At 61.3% G+C, this 16,547-nt stretch carries 13 protein-coding genes and 1 pseudogene; 7 read left to right on the top strand and 7 right to left on the bottom strand.

Going from position 1 to position 16,547, the window contains the following annotated elements; translation table 11 throughout:
• Positions 1–602: 602 nt before the first annotated feature.
• Both pepT and GWQ27_RS03740 read left to right on the top strand, forming a co-directional pair.
• Complete coding sequence (gene pepT, locus GWQ27_RS03745; RefSeq protein WP_275906707.1) at positions 603–1,826, top strand: peptidase T; 1,224 nt, start codon at positions 603–605, stop codon at positions 1,824–1,826.
• A gap of 258 nt (positions 1,827–2,084) precedes the next feature.
• Complete coding sequence (locus GWQ27_RS03740) at positions 2,085–3,851, top strand: GNAT family N-acyltransferase (protein WP_275906706.1); 1,767 nt, start codon at positions 2,085–2,087, stop codon at positions 3,849–3,851.
• Positions 3,852–3,958: 107 nt separating this feature from the next.
• Here GWQ27_RS03740 and GWQ27_RS03735 read toward each other — a convergent pair whose 3' ends face one another.
• From GWQ27_RS03735 to GWQ27_RS03720, 4 genes are all read right to left on the bottom strand, one after another.
• Complete coding sequence (locus tag GWQ27_RS03735) at positions 3,959–4,270, bottom strand: SelT/SelW/SelH family protein (RefSeq protein WP_059168568.1); 312 nt, start codon at positions 4,268–4,270, stop codon at positions 3,959–3,961.
• Between the two features lie 91 nt (positions 4,271–4,361).
• The gene (locus GWQ27_RS03730; protein WP_021137850.1) at positions 4,362–5,483 is read right to left on the bottom strand and encodes an adenosylhomocysteinase; all 1,122 of its coding nucleotides are present in this window, start codon (positions 5,481–5,483) and stop codon (positions 4,362–4,364) included.
• A 186-nt stretch (positions 5,484–5,669) separates the two neighbouring features.
• Positions 5,670–6,407 (bottom strand): hypothetical protein, encoded by a 738-nt coding sequence (locus GWQ27_RS03725; RefSeq protein ID WP_275906705.1) that lies wholly within the window; start codon positions 6,405–6,407, stop codon positions 5,670–5,672.
• A complete protein-coding gene (locus GWQ27_RS03720) occupies positions 6,407–6,967 on the bottom strand; it encodes a YceI family protein (protein ID WP_219615440.1) in 561 nt (186 codons plus the stop codon). Before GWQ27_RS03720 ends, GWQ27_RS03725 begins: the two co-directional genes overlap by 1 nt.
• A 110-nt stretch (positions 6,968–7,077) precedes the next feature.
• Between GWQ27_RS03720 and GWQ27_RS03715 the strand changes: the two genes are divergently transcribed.
• On the top strand, positions 7,078–7,980 hold the full coding sequence (locus GWQ27_RS03715; RefSeq protein ID WP_005309942.1) for a LysR family transcriptional regulator: 903 nt from the start codon (positions 7,078–7,080) through the stop codon (positions 7,978–7,980).
• 14 nt (positions 7,981–7,994) lie between these two features.
• Here GWQ27_RS03715 and GWQ27_RS03710 read toward each other — a convergent pair whose 3' ends face one another.
• Complete coding sequence (locus GWQ27_RS03710; RefSeq protein WP_271771214.1) at positions 7,995–8,432, bottom strand: hypothetical protein; 438 nt, start codon at positions 8,430–8,432, stop codon at positions 7,995–7,997.
• Between the two features lie 66 nt (positions 8,433–8,498).
• Here GWQ27_RS03710 and GWQ27_RS03705 point away from each other — a divergent pair, with 66 nt between their 5' ends.
• Positions 8,499–10,241 (top strand): formate--tetrahydrofolate ligase, encoded by a 1,743-nt coding sequence (locus GWQ27_RS03705; RefSeq protein ID WP_275906704.1) that lies wholly within the window; start codon positions 8,499–8,501, stop codon positions 10,239–10,241.
• Between the two features lie 100 nt (positions 10,242–10,341).
• On the opposite strand, the gene GWQ27_RS03700 is transcribed toward GWQ27_RS03705, so the two are convergent.
• Together GWQ27_RS03700 and folE are read right to left on the bottom strand one after the other, a co-directional pair.
• On the bottom strand, positions 10,342–11,997 hold the full coding sequence (locus GWQ27_RS03700; RefSeq protein WP_275906703.1) for a methyl-accepting chemotaxis protein: 1,656 nt from the start codon (positions 11,995–11,997) through the stop codon (positions 10,342–10,344).
• A 402-nt stretch (positions 11,998–12,399) separates the two neighbouring features.
• Positions 12,400–13,056, bottom strand: coding sequence for a GTP cyclohydrolase I FolE (gene folE / locus GWQ27_RS03695; RefSeq protein WP_059113584.1), 657 nt, complete (start codon positions 13,054–13,056; stop codon positions 12,400–12,402).
• A 320-nt stretch (positions 13,057–13,376) separates the two neighbouring features.
• Here folE and moeA point away from each other — a divergent pair, with 320 nt between their 5' ends.
• The 3 genes and pseudogenes from moeA (at position 13,377) to GWQ27_RS03680 (ending at position 16,428) form a co-directional block, all read left to right on the top strand.
• Positions 13,377–14,603: a molybdopterin molybdotransferase MoeA gene (gene moeA, locus GWQ27_RS03690; RefSeq protein WP_275906702.1), complete on the top strand. Its 1,227-nt coding sequence runs from the start codon at positions 13,377–13,379 to the stop codon at positions 14,601–14,603.
• Positions 14,600–15,355 carry a molybdopterin-synthase adenylyltransferase MoeB gene (gene moeB / locus GWQ27_RS03685; protein ID WP_275906701.1) on the top strand — a complete coding sequence of 252 codons (756 nt, stop codon included), beginning with the start codon at positions 14,600–14,602 and terminating at the stop codon, positions 15,353–15,355. The genes moeA and moeB overlap by 4 nt, the downstream gene beginning before the upstream one ends.
• Positions 15,356–15,460: 105 nt before the next feature.
• Positions 15,461–16,428: pseudogene (locus GWQ27_RS03680) on the top strand (IS1595 family transposase).
• Positions 16,429–16,547 lie beyond the last annotated feature (119 nt).

Below are 16,547 nucleotides of genomic sequence, written 5' to 3'. Positions count from 1 at the left end.
AAGATGATGAGCCGCTGGCTCACTCGGTCAGATGGTTAATGAGTGTCCGTTGTTCTCCCTGATACCGGAGCCTAACCGGTATTAAAGAAACCATACCCCAGCAGTGTCTGTCGTTTCTGCGTGCCTCGCCCTATAGGCGTATGATCTTTCAGGTTTCTGGTGGCATCTGCCTGCTTCAGAGTTACCCTTGGATCGGCGCGGAGTGTACACACTTACCGCCAGCGGTGACAATAAAAAATAGTGTTCAAAAACTGCTTTTAATAAGGTGAGCAAATCTTGCTGCCAGGCAGGCTGGCTCTGGGATGGCGCAGAATATTCCCCTGCGGTTGCCCCCCATGAAAAGCCTGCTCTCGGGGCATGGCAGGCTGCATGCCTTGTCAGGGGGCAGTTCAGGGGATTTCCTGTCGTTATGGCGATGCTTGCGTATCAATAAAAACGCTATTTTTATGCATGAAAAATGGCAACAAACTGCCACCTCCGACTCAATCCCTCCCAGGCCGCTGCGTCAGAAAATGGGGGAAACCTGCGCTGACGCAGTAAGACACGCAACCTGATTGGCCAAAATGGCCCTTCATTACCGGTTTGAAGTGTGAGGCTTGCCAATGGATACCCTGCTTGAGCGTTTTCTGCGTTACGTGACTTTTCATACCCGCTCCGATGCGACCAATCCCGCCTGTCCCAGTAGCGAGGGGCAACTGATTTTTGCCCGGGCCCTGCGAGATGAAATGGAGCAGATGGGGCTGACCCGGGTCACCCTGGATGAGCACGGCTACCTGACTGCCTGCCTGCCAGGCAACCAGCCGGATGCCCCTGCCATCGGCCTCATCGCCCACATGGACACAGCCGATTACGCCGCCGAGCAGGTGGTGCCCCAGATCATCGAAAGCTATCAGGGAGGCGATATTTGCCTTGGCAAGGGGGACGAGGTACTGGCCATTCGCCAATACCGCTGCCTGAAAAACTACCTGGGGCAGGATCTCATCACCACCGACGGTTCTACCCTGCTGGGGGCCGATGACAAGGCCGGGATCGCCGAGATCCTCACCGCCATCGACTATCTGCTGGCCCACCCCGACATCCCCCGCGGCGATCTCTGGGTCGGTCTCACCCCGGATGAAGAGATAGGCCGTGGCGCCGATCTCTTCCCCCTGGACAGATTCCCGGCCAAATGGGCTTATACCGTCGATGGTGGCGAGCTGGGGGAGCTCGAATACGAGAACTTCAACGCCGCCAGCGCCACCGTGCGCATCACGGGCAACAATGTTCACCCCGGCACCGCCAAGGGCAGCATGATCAACAGCCAGACCCTGGCCGCCCGCTTTCATGCCGCCATGCCCCCCGAGCAGACCCCGGAGTGTACTGACGGTTACGAGGGCTTCTTCCACCTGGCCCAGATGAGCGGCACTGTGGAGGAGAGCACACTGCACTACATCATCCGCGACTTTGATGATGACGCCTTCGCCGCCCGCAAGGCCCAGCTCAAGGAGCGGGTCGCCTCGCTACAGCTGGATGCCCCCAAGGCCCGCATCGAGCTCACCCTGACCGACAGCTATCGCAACATGCGCAGCCAGATAGAGCCGCACATGCACATAGTCGAGCTGGCCAGGGCGGCCATGCTGACGGCCGACGTGGTGCCCAAGATCAAACCCATCCGTGGCGGCACCGATGGGGCCCGCCTCTCCTTTATGGGGCTGCCCTGCCCCAACCTCTTCACCGGCGGTCACAACTTCCACGGCAAGCACGAGTTCATCCCGCTGCAATCCATGGAAAAAGCGGTCGCCACCCTGGTGGCGCTGGTACGGCTGACCTCCGCCTGGCGGGGATAACCCGGGTTCGTGCGGGGCGAGACAATGCGCTCGCCCCACCATCACACGGCCATTTCGCGGCCAGCAAAGAGAGGGAACGAGGGTAACAAGCAGCCCTGCCACAACATTGTTATCCTGCCGACACCAAGAAAAGGGGAAACAGGAAATGCGAGTACCGGGGTAACAAGCAGCCCCTGCCACAAAATTGTCATACCGCCGACACACAGCGGGAACAGAGGCGGCACATGCTGGGGCAAAGGATCACCGGAGCCCAGCCCCATGTTCAGCGTCGATACCCTGCTACGACAGCACCTTCCCCATCTCTCGAACAACCCAGTGCTGCGCCCCCTGCTTGGCCAGGGCCTGCGCTGGTTGCTGCACGAGAAGGCCTTCCAGCACTTTGCCAGCAGCTACCCCCATCTGCGCGGCCTCGACTTTGTCGAGCAGGCGCTGCAACAGATCGACTTTGACTACAAGGTGAGCGAGGCGGAGCTGGAGCACATACCCAGCAGCGGCCGGGTCATCATTGTGGCCAACCATCCCATAGGGTCGCTGGACGGGCTGGCACTGCTGCGCCTGCTCGGCCGCATCCGGCCGGACGTGAAGATAGTCGCCAACCAGCTGCTGGCACAACTCACGGCGCTGCGCCCGCTGCTGCTGCCGGTCGACAACATGCATGGCAAGACGGACAGGCGCGCAATCCTGGCCATGGGCGAGCATCTGGCCAGTGAGGGGGCCCTGGTGATCTTCCCCGCCGGCGAAGTGTCGCGACTCAGCATCAAGGGGGTGAAGGATGGCCCCTGGCAAGGGGGCTTTATCAAGCTGGCCCAACGCACCCGTACCCCGCTGGTGCCCATTCACGTCGGCGGGCGCAATGGCCTGGGGTTTTATCTCGGCGCCTGGCTCAACAACGCCTGGGCGGGGCTCTTGCTGGTCAAGCAACTGTTTCGCCAGCAAGGGGGGCGCATCCCCGTCACCATAGGGGCGCGCATTCCCGTCGACAGCTTTCGCGACCTGCCCGCCAAGACGGCGGCGCAACTGGTGCGCAGCCACCTCTATCGCATCGGGAGAGGTAAAAAGGGCAAGCTGGCGACAGAGGCCCCCATTGCCCAGCCGGAGGAGCGCCGTCAGCTCAAACAGGCCATAGAGGCGAGTGAAGCTCTCGGCCACACCCCCGATGGTCAGGGGATCTACCTCTACCGGCGCCATGAGCTGAGCCATTCGGTGATACTGCGCGAGCTCGGCCGTCTGCGGGAGATCGCCTTTCGCGCCGTGGGGGAAGGCTCGGGCAAACGGCGGGATCTCGATGGCTTCGACGATGACTATCACCACCTGATCCTGTGGGATCCGGCCAGGCTCGAGATCATAGGCGCCTATCGCTTCGCCCCTGTGGCCGAGCTGATGGCGAGCAAGGGACTGGATGGCCTCTACAGCCACACCCTGTTCGGCTTTGAAGCCAGGCTGCTGCCAAGACTTGAGCTGGCCATCGAGCTGGGCCGCAGCTTTATTCAGCCCGCCTACTGGGGCAAACGGGGACTGGATTACCTCTGGTTCGGCATCGGCGCCTACTTGGCCCGCTATCCCCACTACCGCTACCTGTTCGGACCCGTCTCACTCTCCGGCAGCCTGCCGCCAGCGGCCAAGGATCTGCTGGTGAGCTTTTATCGCCAGCACTTTGCCCCCGAGCTGGCGCTGGCCCCCTCCCGTCGCCCCTATCCCGAGACGCTGCCGCTATTTGAGGGGCAGGATTACGGGACGGATCTCAAGGCGCTCAAGGCCAGGCTCGACAACCTGGGTTGTGCCATCCCCACCCTCTACAAGCAGTATTCCGAGCTGTGCGAACCGGGAGGCGTGCAGTTTATGGACTTTGGCATCGACCCCGATTTCAACCACTGCATCGATGGCCTGGTGTGGGTGGACGTGAGTCGCATCAAACCCCACAAGCGGGCCCGCTATATCGGCAGCCAGCAGATTGGCGACCAGCCCGACGGCCCCCATCTGGATGAACAAGGCAGGACACCCGCTGCCACAGCGGCGCGCGCCTGAGCATACGCCACAGACAGTGACGGGCAGACAACAAACAGGGAGGCCGCCGCCTCCCTGTTTGTATCCGAATCGCTTATATCCACATTGTTATATTCGATCCCCGGCCATCACTCACCGGCAGGTTTGCGATCCGAGTGACCCAGATCCCGCTGTGGGGCGATAATGTCGCGCACCCGCTGCTTGATCTCTTTCGCCTCGGGAAAACCCTCGTCGGCTACCCTGTCCCACACCAGCACGCCATTCACCAGAATGCGAAATTCCCCCTTGCTGGCAGGCACCAGCGCCACCTCGCCAAGATCGCTGTCAAATGTGGATAGCAGCTCCTGGGCCAGCCAGGCAGCGCGCAGCATCCAGCGACAGAGGGTGCAGTAACGAATTTCGATACGGGGCTTGCTGATGGGGATCTGTACGTCGGTCATTGAATCACTCCATAAAAATCGGCCAGCGGATGATAAACCAATAACCGCCCGCCATGCCTTGCTCAAAAAGCAGATGCGCGACCTGCCTCGCTTATTGGCTGACCCCGTGAAAATCGGCCAACCAGTGGCGGGCTATGGTGCGCATGGTCGATTGCGGCAGATCGAACAGGCCGGGGGCCATGGATTGCTGCGCCAGTTGGCGCACCCCTTCGATGATCTCCGCCAGCACCAGATAGACATATTCGCCGATGACGGCGCCGTGGACGAAGTTGACCGCCTCCCCCCGATTGAGCAAAAAAATCTGGCTGCCATCCGGGCGCGTCAGCGCCAGTACATGGGGGCACACCTCCTGGCTTGGCCAGGGCAACTGGGAGAGACAAAATGCAAACTCGTCGTCGGCCGAGGTGACCGACGCCAGCATGGTGCCGGGGCGCAATCGCTGCAAATCGGCCAGGTCCAGCGAGCCGTTGCCGGTGGAGCAGATCACCAGCTCGGCCCGGCTGAGGGCCTCTTCTTTTCCCACCAGCTTGAAGCCGTGGGAGAGCGCCTCCACCTGGCGCAGCACATCTGTCTCCACCAGCTCCAGGTGCAAATTGCGGCACCTGAGCTCGCGGGCAATGCTGCGCCCCACCTTGCCATAGCCAAACAGGGCGGCCTGGCAGACGTTGAAGGTACGGTTGAGGGTACGGACCAGCGACTCGGCGGAATAAACAACACTCAGGCCAATCTGGATATCCTCGGCCTGCTTGAGGGGACTGCGCGCCACCGAAATGACAGGGGTGGCCAGCACCTCCTGCTCGTAGCGCTGATGACCATTTTCAGTCATCTCCACCACACCGAGAAAACGGGGACCGAAATACTCGCTCAGGGTCGCCTGGGTCTTGGCAAAGTAGCCACCTATATCCAGTATGATGAGCCGCTCGTGGGGGGCGACCAAGGGGGCGATATGATCGATCACCCCCTGCGGCGCATTGGTCCACTGCCGGTTCAGTGGCAGCACGGGATAGTGCTGCTGGGCCCAGGTCAGGGTCGGTCCGTGTACTGACTTGGGTTTGGGCAAGATGGCGCCGATCCGCCCGATTTGCGCGAGGGCCTGGATAAACTGGGGGCGATCGGGAAGCAGATGGGTAACCAGCAGGATGCAGAGACCGTCGAGACGTCCCTGCTCGGTGAAATGGCGAAAAAACAGATGCTCAGATCCTTGACTGCGCAACTGTGGCCTCCTTAGCGCGCCGCAAACATGCAGGCAAACAAAACCCGGCATGACCGGGTTCTGTGTGTGTCCAGATAATTGAAAATCCTTTTTATCTGAAACCACCAAGTGGCTCAATCTTTATCTGTACAGACTATGACGAGGTCGGCAACTTTAGCGTTAATAGCCTGTTTTTTATGCTAAAAATCAGTAAAGAGAGGCCTCGGGCCACACCTTCCACAGACTCAACCCCGTGCCCGCACCCGCCAGCAGGATCAGCACAAGCCAGCGCTGTAGCCAAGGTTTGTTTCGCAGGGTCCACTCCAGCAGGGGCAGCAGCCAGACCGGCAGCAAGACAGTGAGTGGTACTTCAACATACTGCCAGGCAAGCATCTGCATAAAGGCGAGCGCCAGGGCCAGGGCCGCAGGGGTGGCGGTCACACCCGCAAACACAGCGATCAGGGCACGGAAACCGGCAAAGGCAGCGATCGCCCCGGCCAGCTGGGCAATCAGCAGGCTGCCATCGATACCGATCACCAGCGCCAACCAGATAAAGCCAAGGGCAAAACCCAGCCCTTCCCGGCTGTCACCACGCAGATCAGTCCAGCCAACCCAGACGATGGCAGGCAGCAACGCCAGCCAGATGCGCGGTTCACTGGTCAACACAGAGGCAAGCCCCTGCCACCACACCAGGGCACCGAGCCCGGCGAACAGCAACAACGCGGCCCGCTTGTCTGCCAGTTGCGCAGCAATCGCCGGCACCAGCAAGGTCAGTGGCAGCCACTGCCACGCCTTGACCGGCACGCCATAGACGCCACCCAGCAGGCAGCCCACCAGCCAGAGCGCCAGGGCGCCCCACAGATACCCGAGTCGTGGCCAGCGCCATGACAGCAAAGCGGCCCCCAAAGGGGCCGCCAGGGTTTGTAGCAAGAGTGCTGCGCCCATTACTTGCGCACACCTTCGACGAACAGATTGATGCTCATCTCGTCCGGGATACCCGGTAACATGTAGTTCACGCCAAAGTCGCTGCGCTTGATGGTGGTGGAGGCGTTGAAGCCGCTGCGATAGCCGCCCCAGGGATCCTTGCCTTCACCAATCTTGACCAGGTCAAACGCCACTTCCTTGGAAACGCCGTGCAGGGTCAGGGTGCCTTTCAATACGCCCTTCTCCTTGGTCCCTTCATACGCTGTGCTGACGAAGGTCATCTTGGGGTACTGCTTCACGTCCAGAAAATCGGGGCTGCGCAGGTGTTTGTCGCGGGCTTCATGGTTGGAGTCCACGCTGGCGGCATCGATCTCGAAGCTCGCCTTGGCCGCTGCCGGGTTGGCATCGTCCATACTGAAGGTGCCGCTGAAGGTGTTGAATCGGCCTACCAGCTCGGAGAAGCCGAGGTGTCCCACCTTGAACTGGACTGTGGTGTGAGCCGCATCGACGTCGTAATCGGCCGCCATCAGGGGAGCCGCCATAAACAGGCAGGAGGCCAGCAGGGCCTGAGTCATTTTCATCCGTTCGTTCCTTCATATTGGGGGTTCACAACAACAACCAAGATGCTAACCTCCATATCGGAATAGATAATCAGCGATTTATTAAAATAATTATCAACTGAGAGTGAAAGATGGACCAGATAGCCGCCATGCGCACCTTCATCAAGGTGGTGGAATGTCAGAGTTTTACCAAGGCCGCCAACCAGCTCGGCATCTCGGTCGCCATGACCTCCAAGCTGATGCAGCAACTGGAGGAGTCCCTCTCCACCCGCTTGCTGTCGCGCACCACCCGTCAGGTCAACCCCACTGAGGCGGGACAGTTCTACTACCAGCGCTCCCAGGCCCTGCTGGCAGAGCTGGAAGAGACTCACAGCCAGCTCACCCGCAACAACCAGCAGCCCCAGGGTACCCTCAAGCTATCGGTACCGATGGACTTTGGCTACCTGCATCTCTCCCCTGCCCTGCCGCTGTTTCGTGAACGCTTCCCGGATCTGAAACTGGAAATAGAGTACAGCGACCGGCGGGTGGCCCTGGTGGAAGAGGGGTTCGATCTGGCGCTGCGCATCGGCAACCTGCCGGACTCCTCTCTGGTCGCCAAGCCGCTGGCCATGATGAAGCTGGAGGTGTGTGCCAGCCCCACCTATCTGGCCCGCAGGGGCACCCCGAACAGCCCCGAGGATCTCAAGCAGCACGACTGCCTCATCTATACCCTGACCCAGCCTGACTGGGTCTTCAAGCAGGGGGGAGAACAGCTGAGCGTGCGCCCGCAGGGGCCGCTTCGCGCCAACAATGGCGTGGCCCTGACCCGGGCCGCCTGCGATCATCAGGGCATTATCTTGCAGCCCACCTTCATCGTCGGGGATGCGCTGCGTTCAGGGGAGCTGGTTCCCTTGCTGCCGGAGTGGGAGAAGGGGCAGGTGGGTCTCTATGCCCTCTACCCTCATCGCAGATTCGTCTCCGGCAAGGTGCGCTGCTTTATCGAGTTCGTGCAGGAGCGCTACCTGGCGCCTCACTACTGGGATCGCAAAGCGTGAGCCAGTGCCGGGATTTATGATGCAGAGGTGTCGGACTGTGGAGATGCGGGTGCGGCGGGCAACGGCAGCTCGGCCACCAGCAGTTGATCGGTCTGCGTTATTTGCCAGCGCGGCAGACGGCGCTGCAAGGTGGCGAGCGGCTCCTCGCCGAGGGCATAGGGCAGCGTGATGTGCAGGCAGTGGCAATCGAGCATGCCGGCCAGCTGCAACATCAGAATGAGGTTGGCCTCATCCGTCTTGTGCTTGTTGATGCGTTTGCCAATCTCATGGCGAAAGTGGGTCTCGGGATCCTGGGTCATCGCCTGCCAGCCATAACCAAACAGCGGCATGAAGGCGCTGATCACGCCAAGGGCAGTCAGCGGCCGCTTGGGCGGATGGTAGAGCGCATTGAGATCCAGCAGTATGGGGGTTAGATGCAGCTCACGACTGCCGGACAAAATGTTATTACTCATTGGATAACCTTGTTGATTCCACTAGACTGCGCCGCATATTTGACCTGACATGCCAACGAGGTGCTGATGCTAAGCGATATCGAGGTCTCCCGCCAGTCCCCCCGTCTCTCCATCCAGGCCCTGGCTTCGCGCCTGGGCATCCCGGCCCATCTGCTCAGCCCTCACGGCCACTACAAGGGCAAGCTCAGTCTCGAACTGCTCAAGCAAGCCGCCAGCAAGCCCGGCGAAAAAGCGGGCAAGCTGGTGCTGGTGAGCGCCATCACGCCGACGCCCCTTGGCGAGGGCAAGACGGTCACCACCCTGGGCCTCTCCATGGGGCTCAACCACATAGGCCAGCCCAGCATCGCCACCATTCGCCAGCCGAGTCTCGGTCCCGTATTCGGGGTCAAGGGGGGCGCCGCTGGGGGTGGTCACGCCCAGGTGGTGCCGATGGAGGAGATGAACCTGCACCTGACCGGTGACTTCCACGCCCTCACCGCCGCCCACAACCTGGCGGCCGCCGCGCTGGATGCCCGCCTGTTCCATGAGACCAAACTCGGCAGTCAGTTCACCACCAGGACGGGGCTGGCACGGCTCGATATCGATCCCGCCAACATCCTCTGGCCGCGCACCCTCGACATGAACGATCGCGCCCTGCGCCACCTCACGATTGGGCAGGGGGCCGCCGCCGATGGCGTTGAACGCCAGGATCGCTTCGTCATCACCGCCGCCTCCGAGCTGATGGCCATTCTGGCGCTGGCAAGCGACTTGAAAGACTTGCGCGAACGCATCGGCCGCATCCAGCTGGCCCTCGATAGCCAGGGCAACCCCATCACGGCCGAGCAGCTGGAAGTCGCCGGCGCCATGACGGTGCTGCTCAAAGACGCGCTGCAACCGACCCTGATGCAGACCACGGAGCAGACCCCTGTGCTGGTGCACGCCGGCCCCTTTGCCAACATAGCCCACGGCAACTCTTCTGTGATTGCCGACCGCATGGCGCTGCAACTGACCGACTATGTGGTGACAGAGGCCGGGTTTGGCTCCGACATGGGATTGGAGAAGTTCTTCAACATCAAGAGCCGCCAGTCCGGCATCACGCCGGCCTGCGTGGTACTGGTGGCAACGGTGCGCGGCCTCAAGGCCAACAGCGGCCTGCTCGACATCCGCCCGGGCCAGCCGCTGCCTGCGAGCCTGCTGGGGGAAGACTTGCCCACCCTTGAGAAAGGCTGCGCCAATCTCGCCTGGCATATCAACAATGCCCGCCGTTATGGCGTGCCCGTGGTGGTGGCGGTCAACCGCTTCCCTACCGACAGCCAGGCCGAGCTGGATCTGCTGATGCGCGAGGCGCGCCAAGCCGGTGCCTGTGGTGCAGCCATATCTACCGCCTTTGTAGAGGGCGGTGCGGGCGCCAGTGAACTGGCCAGGGCAGTGGTCGCCGCCTGCGAGATGCCAAGCCAGATCCAGCTGCTCTATCCCGATGAGATGAGCTTGTGTGCCAAGCTCGCCACCCTGGTGGAGTGCGGCTATGGCGGCCGTGGTGTCATCCTCTCTGACAAGGCGCACCGACAGCTGGCAGCGCTCTCGGCCGCAGGCTGGGATCACCTGCCCATCTGCGTGGCCAAGACGCCGCTCTCCATCAGCCACGATCCAGCCAGGAAGGGGGTACCGACCGATTTCGAGGTGCCCATCGACGAGGTGAAGCTGTGCGCCGGTGCCGGTTTCGTCTATGCGCTGGCAGGCCCCATCATGACAATGCCGGGACTCGGCAGTCTGCCTGCCTATCGCCATATCGATATCGACGAAGACGGCGAGATAGTCGGCTTGAGCTGACGTACTCCATGCTCAAGATCGCCAGAAACAACAAGGCCCCGCCAATTTGGCGGGGCCTTGTTTTATAACAGCGGTCACCCGTTAAGTGACGGGTTTGCCCCTAGAGGGTGAAGCGCTGGGTCATATGATGCAGCGAGGTGGCCAGCTTGCTCAGTTCGACACAGGCCTGGGCAGTCTGCTGCGCCCCCTGGGCGTTCTCGTCGGCGGCATTGTGGATGTTGACTATGCTGCGGTTGAGCTCCTCGGTCACCGCATTCTGCTCCTCGGTCGCGGTGGCGATCAGGGTGTTCATGTCGGTGATCTGGGTGACGGCCCCATTGATGGTATCTATGCTGCTGCCCGCATCCCGCGCCAACCCGACGCTCGCCTGCATCTGCTGACGGCTCAGCTGCATGGCGCTGCCCGCCTCGGCGGCGCGGCTCTGCAGCAGCTCTATCATCTTGCTGATCTCGGCAGTGGAGTCCTGGGTACGCTGCGCCAGGGAGCGCACTTCGTCCGCCACCACCGCAAAACCGCGACCCTGCTCACCGGCGCGAGCGGCCTCGATGGCGGCGTTGAGCGCCAGCAGGTTGGTCTGGCCGGCGATGTCGCGAATAACGTCCAGCACCATGCTGATGTTGGCGCTGTCGGTCTCCAGCTGCTGCACCACGGCGCCCGCCTGTTCAATCTTGACCGACACATCCTCGATGCTGCTGATGGCGCTGCTCACCACCTGGTTGCCCTGGGCCGAGGTATGGGAAGCATCCTTGGCCGCACTCATGGCATCCGTGGTATTGCGAGCCACTTCATTGACGGTGGACTGCATCTCGTTCATGGCGGTAGCCACCTGGGAAACCTCGCTCTGCTGGCGGGCCATGCCGGTGGCAGACTGTTCGGAGATGGCGCTCACCTCCTCCACAGCACTGCTGAGCTGGCTCACCGAACCGGCGATTTCGCTCACCAGATTGGCCAGCGCGTTTTGCATCCGGTTGAGCGCCGAGCCCAGTTGACCCAGCTCGTCGCGGTTGAAGCGGTTGTCCTGGATCCACTCCTGCAACTCCCCCTTGCCCAGATCGCCGTTGGCAATGCGCTGAGCTTGACGGGCCAGCATGATGAGGGGGTCCCGGATCTGACGGGTCAGCACCACAGATAGGGCGACCACCAGCACCAGACCGACTAACAGCGATACGGTGACGCTCAACTTGGCGGAGTCATAAGCGGCCACCACCACCTTGCGCGACGCCTTGGCATAGCCATGGTTGATGCGAATGAGGTCACTGACCGACTTGGTCAGGTTGAGGTAGAGCGGGATCCCCTCGCTCATGAAGACCTGCTGGGCAGCCGCCAGCTGATCGCTATCCTGCAACTGCTTCACCCGCTGGTGCAGCGCCGCGTAGCGGGCCCAGTCAGCCTTGACGGTATCGAAGGTGCGGCGCTCTTCCACATCTTCCGCCCAGATGGTGGCGTCATGCTCGACCAGTTGCTGGACGACCTGTTCAAACCTGCGGCTGGTTTCGCTGCGATACTTCGCTTTTTTCTGCGGATCCGAAGCCACCAGGAAGAATCCCAGCTCATAGCGGCGCAGATCACTGATGCTCTCGCCGATGGCGCTGGTGCGGTTGACGGCGGGCAAAATGCTGTCGGTGAAACCGATGGCGGCCCGGTTCATGTTGCTGAACTCGAGCAGCGAGAAGCCGCCAATAAAGGCCACCATCAGGCCGAGCACGGCAAAGCCGGCGGTGAGCTTCTTGCCTATGGTCATGGTACTGGTATTCATGGTATGTCCTGGATATGAGTGAACAGATAGCGCCCGCTTGATCCGCGCCTGTCGGCACGGATCTGTGACTGCCCTCCATGGCGGCTCATCCAGCCCTGATGAATATGTATCCTTACATGAACGAGGCGAGAACCTTTCAAGGGTGCGGGGTGCCTGCCTGACAAGCCCGTTCAGGCCTGCTGGGAGGCATGGCTGCGGCCAACATAACCACAGATGCCCGTCCCTTGCGGCTCAGCATGGGCCAAAAAGAGAGCCAAAGTGAACCATACCGAGGTATATCGACCGCACCGGTCAATCCCTTAAGGAAATTTGTGGATGAAACAGGAGAGATGGCCGACAGGCCCCATGAGCTGAAGAGGGAGAAAGGAGGCATGACACCATGGTGCCATGCCTCCCGACAGATCAGCCCTTCAAACCGCCCAGAAACTCGGCGCGGGTATCGGGTTGGGTCTTGAACACACCACCGAGGGAGGTGGTGGTGGTGTAGGAGGTGGAATCCATCACGCCCCGAGCCTTCACGCAGAAGTGGGTCGCCTTGATGCTGATGGCCACATCCTTGGTGCCAAGCAGGGTCTGCAACGCCAGCAGGATCTGCTGGGTGAGGCGCTCTTGAACCTGGGGACGGCGGGCGAAGAACTGCACTATGCGGTTGATCTTCGACAGCCCGATCACCTTGCCACGGGGGATATAGGCCACATGGGCCAGCCCGTCGATAGTGACGAAGTGGTGTTCGCAGGTGCTGGTGAGGCTGATATCCCGCACCATGATCATCTCGTCCACCTTCATCTTGTTCTCGATCACAGTCACCTTGGGGAAGGTGGTGTAATCGAGACCGGAGAAGATCTCGTTCACGTACATCTTGGCGATGCGGTGCGGCGTCTCCGCCAGACTGTCATCGGTCAGATCCAGCCCCAGCGTCTCCATGATGGCGCGCATGTGGCCTTCGATCTTCTCCTTCTTCTGCTGACCATTCAACGCATTGGCCACCAGAGGTGTCTCGAGGCCCTCGGCCTCGAGGGCTGCCCTGACCAACAGGGCTTCCTGGCTTAAGCTCGTCATCTTGTTCCTCTCCCACGCTCAGGGACTGTAATGGCCACCTTGTCTGTGGCGGCACTTTGTTGTGGCGCAATAGTAAACGGCGATTATTGCCATAATTCAAGCTAACTCAAGTCCGTCTCCTGACTTTATGCCAATCCGTCGGGTTTTACCCCTTGATGACCCACCCCATACGGGGAGGGTTGCGACAAACGACCTCTATTCCACCGCAATTCCACCACCACCCTGTGCCAGACAACCTGGTGCCAGCCCTTGATAAGCCTGCCCATCCACACTGATTTTTGGGATAATCTGCCCTCAACCACACCAAAGAGGTAATGACGATGGGATTTGATACCAGCGGACTACTCCCCCTGAGCGATGCCCTGCAAGGGATGCTGGACCAACTCGCCTGCTGCTGCGACACAGAGCAAGTGCCCCTGCCCCACGCCCTTGGCCGCGTGATCGCTGGCGATATCGCCTCCCCTCTGTCAGTGCCTCCCTTCGACAACGCGGCCATGGACGGTTACGCAGTGCGGCTGGCGGATCTGGCTTCCGGCACTCCTCTCACCATGGCAGGCAAGGCGTTTGCCGGTCAGCCCTATCAGGGGGAGTGGCCCGCCGGTCACTGTGTGCGGATCATGACAGGCGCGCCCGTGCCAGAAGGCACGGATGCGGTGGTGATGCAGGAAGAAACGCAGGCCGACGGCAACCAGATCACCTTTCTGGTGCCGCCCACCCTGGGCCAGAATATCCGCCGCCGCGGGGAAGACATTCACGAGGGGGCCAGCGTACTGAGTGCGGGTTGCCGCCTCACCCCGCGAGAGCTGCCACTGCTGGCCTCCTTGGGCATCGCCACCGTGCCGGTGCGCCGCCCGCTAAAAGTCGCCATCTTCAGCACGGGGGACGAGCTCAAGCCGGTCGGTACCCCGCTCGCCCACGGCGACATCTATGACTCCAACCGCTACGGGGTCAAGGCCATGCTAAGCCGCCTTGGCTGTGAGTGCCTCGACCTTGGCATCATACCGGACGACCCTGCTGCCCTTCGCGCCGCCTTCCTGCGGGCCGACAGCGAGGCCGATGCCCTCATTACCACGGGTGGCGTGTCGGTCGGTGAAGCAGACTTCACCAAGCAGTTGCTGGAGGAGCTCGGCGAGATCGGCTTCTGGAAACTGGCCATCAAGCCGGGCAAACCATTCGCCTTCGGCCGCCTGCCCCGCGCCTGGTTCTTTGGCCTGCCGGGCAATCCTGTCTCTGCCATGGTCACCTTCGATCAGCTGGTACAGCCTGCGCTGGCCAAGCTGGCCGGCCAGCAATTCGAGCGTCCGCTGCAACTGCTGGCCGTCGCTGCCGAGCCCCTCAAAAAAGCCCCGGGGCGGCTCGATTTTCAGCGCGGCATCCTGAGCCAGGGGCCAGACGGCCTGGAAGTGCGCAGCACAGGCTCCCAGGATTCCGCCGTGTTCAGTTCATTGTCCCACGCCAACTGCTACATAGTGCTGGAGCGTGAGCGGGGCAAGGTGGCGGCAGGGGAAACCGTCACCGTCGAGCCGTTCGGGAGCTTGCTGTTGTGAACGACATTCTCTCTGACGCAGAACTCTTGCGCTACAACCGCCAGATAGTGCTCAAATCCTTCGATTTCGAGGGGCAGGAGGCGCTCAAACAGGCCAGCGTGCTGGTCATTGGCGCGGGGGGCCTGGGCTGCGCCGCCAGCCAGTATCTGGCGGTGGCCGGGGTCGGCCAGCTCACGCTGGTGGATTTTGACAAGGTGGAACTCTCCAACCTGCAACGCCAGGTGCTGCACACGGATGCGCGCATTGGCCAGCTCAAGGTGGCGTCAGCGGCAGAGGCGCTGCGCGCCCTCACTCCCTGGCTCAAAGTGGAGACTCACGCCGCGGTTGCCGACGAGGCACTGCTCGATGCTCTGTTGCCCCGGCACCAGCTGGTATTGGATTGCACCGACAACCTGGCCATCCGCAATCTGCTCAACCAATACGCGCGCAAACACGGGGTACCGCTGGTCAGTGGTGCCGCCATCCGGCTCGAAGGGCAGTTGTGCAGCTTTACCTGGCAGGAGAGTGAACCCTGTTACGCCTGCCTCAGCGCCCTGTTTGGCGAGCAGGCGCTGACCTGCGTCGAAGCGGGGGTGCTCGCCCCCGTAGTCGGACTGGTCGGCAGCCTGCAAGCGCTGGAGGCCATCAAGCTGCTGGCGGGGATGGGCCGCAGTTACAGCGGCCGCCTCCTGATGATCGACGGCCTTACTGGCACCTTCCGCGAGATGAAACTGCCAAAACGCCCCGACTGCCCGGTCTGCTCTCACCCTTAAGTGATCCCTATCACCAATAACTCGCAGCCAATAAAAAAGGCTCTGTCCCAATTGTGTGTTGAAAGGCTAAGCTTGAAGTAGGCCATCACCTTGAGGTCTACCATCATGGATACCCCAGCCTTTCAACACCTGTTATCCCTCTTTCCACTGCTTACCCTGCGCCAGCGCCGTGTTGCCCAGCAGGAGCTCACGGCGCCACACGCCATTACCTCACTCAATACCCAGTTACCAGCATGCAGCGGTTGCCCTCATTGTCAGGCCGCTCCTGCTCAGCTGGCGCCTTGGGGATGGAGTCGGGGACTGCGCCGCTACCGTTGCAAACTGTGTCTGCGCACCAGCACCGTGCTCACCAAAACGCCCCTGGCCCGGTTGCGCAAAGCCCAGTGCTGGGAGGACTACGCGCAGGCCCTCATTGAAGGGCTGACCGTCCGTCAGGCCGCGCTGCGTTGCGGCGTCAGCAAAAATACCGCCTTCCTCTGGCGTCACCGCTTCTTGCGCGCGATGGCAACCCATCAAGCCACACGGGAAGAGGGCATCATTGAGGTTGATGAGACCTTCTTCCTCGAATCGTTCAAGGGGCAACGGGGACTGCCGCGTCCGCCACGGCATCGCGGTGGTAAAGGGCGAACCCGTGGAACCGGGCCGGATTACATTCCGGTGATGGTGGTACAAGACCGGGCAGGCCACCATGCGGATTTTCAGCTGGATAAGATGAATGCCGAAACAGTGATAGCGGTCTTGAAGCCCTTGGTTTCACCTGACGCGGTACTGTGTAGCGATGGTGCGGGCGCGTATGCCAGTTTCAGTCAAGCGCAGGGGGTGACCCATCAGGTGGAGCACAATCGTCGGGGCGAACGGGTGGTTGGTGCGTATCACATCCAGCATGTAAACGGATATCACCATCGGTTGAAAGAGTGGATGGAGCGGTTCCATGGCGTGGCGACCCACTACCTGAAGAATTACCTGGGTTGGCGCAGGATGCTGGAACGTTACGGAAGGGGGGGAATATCAAAGCGTGTTTGCATGAGGCGCTGGGGCACCCCATGCAACACGTAATTGGGACATATGTCTAGTCCTGAAATAGGTTTACACATTTTCGGCTAGCATTTCTCCACTCAGAACCCCCGATGCACTGCATCGGGGGTTCTGTATTTCAACGCATGATGCGGCCGCTCCACGTTGTAGATATCCA

Source organism: Aeromonas sp. 5HA1, from assembly GCF_029237245.1.
GTDB classification, from domain to species: Bacteria; Pseudomonadota; Gammaproteobacteria; order Enterobacterales; family Aeromonadaceae; genus Aeromonas; species Aeromonas salmonicida.
The sequence above is the reverse complement of the archived record's forward strand: the minus strand, read 5'-3'. Positions and strand labels throughout refer to the sequence as shown.

Excerpts from the sequence above, each read along its gene's own strand:
- pepT (WP_275906707.1), top strand. The coding sequence starts at position 603 with ATGGATACCCTGCTTGAGCGTTTTCTGCGTTACGTGACTTTTCATACC.
- GWQ27_RS03740 (WP_275906706.1), top strand. The coding sequence starts at position 2,085 with ATGTTCAGCGTCGATACCCTGCTACGACAGCACCTTCCCCATCTCTCG.
- GWQ27_RS03735 (WP_059168568.1), bottom strand. The coding sequence starts at position 4,270 with ATGACCGACGTACAGATCCCCATCAGCAAGCCCCGTATCGAAATTCGT.
- GWQ27_RS03725 (WP_275906705.1), bottom strand. The coding sequence starts at position 6,407 with ATGGGCGCAGCACTCTTGCTACAAACCCTGGCGGCCCCTTTGGGGGCC.
- GWQ27_RS03720 (WP_219615440.1), bottom strand. The coding sequence starts at position 6,967 with ATGAAAATGACTCAGGCCCTGCTGGCCTCCTGCCTGTTTATGGCGGCT.
- GWQ27_RS03715 (WP_005309942.1), top strand. The coding sequence starts at position 7,078 with ATGGACCAGATAGCCGCCATGCGCACCTTCATCAAGGTGGTGGAATGT.
- GWQ27_RS03710 (WP_271771214.1), bottom strand. The coding sequence starts at position 8,432 with ATGAGTAATAACATTTTGTCCGGCAGTCGTGAGCTGCATCTAACCCCC.
- GWQ27_RS03705 (WP_275906704.1), top strand. The coding sequence starts at position 8,499 with ATGCTAAGCGATATCGAGGTCTCCCGCCAGTCCCCCCGTCTCTCCATC.
- GWQ27_RS03700 (WP_275906703.1), bottom strand. The coding sequence starts at position 11,997 with ATGAATACCAGTACCATGACCATAGGCAAGAAGCTCACCGCCGGCTTT.
- folE (WP_059113584.1), bottom strand. The coding sequence starts at position 13,056 with ATGACGAGCTTAAGCCAGGAAGCCCTGTTGGTCAGGGCAGCCCTCGAG.
- moeA (WP_275906702.1), top strand. The coding sequence starts at position 13,377 with ATGGGATTTGATACCAGCGGACTACTCCCCCTGAGCGATGCCCTGCAA.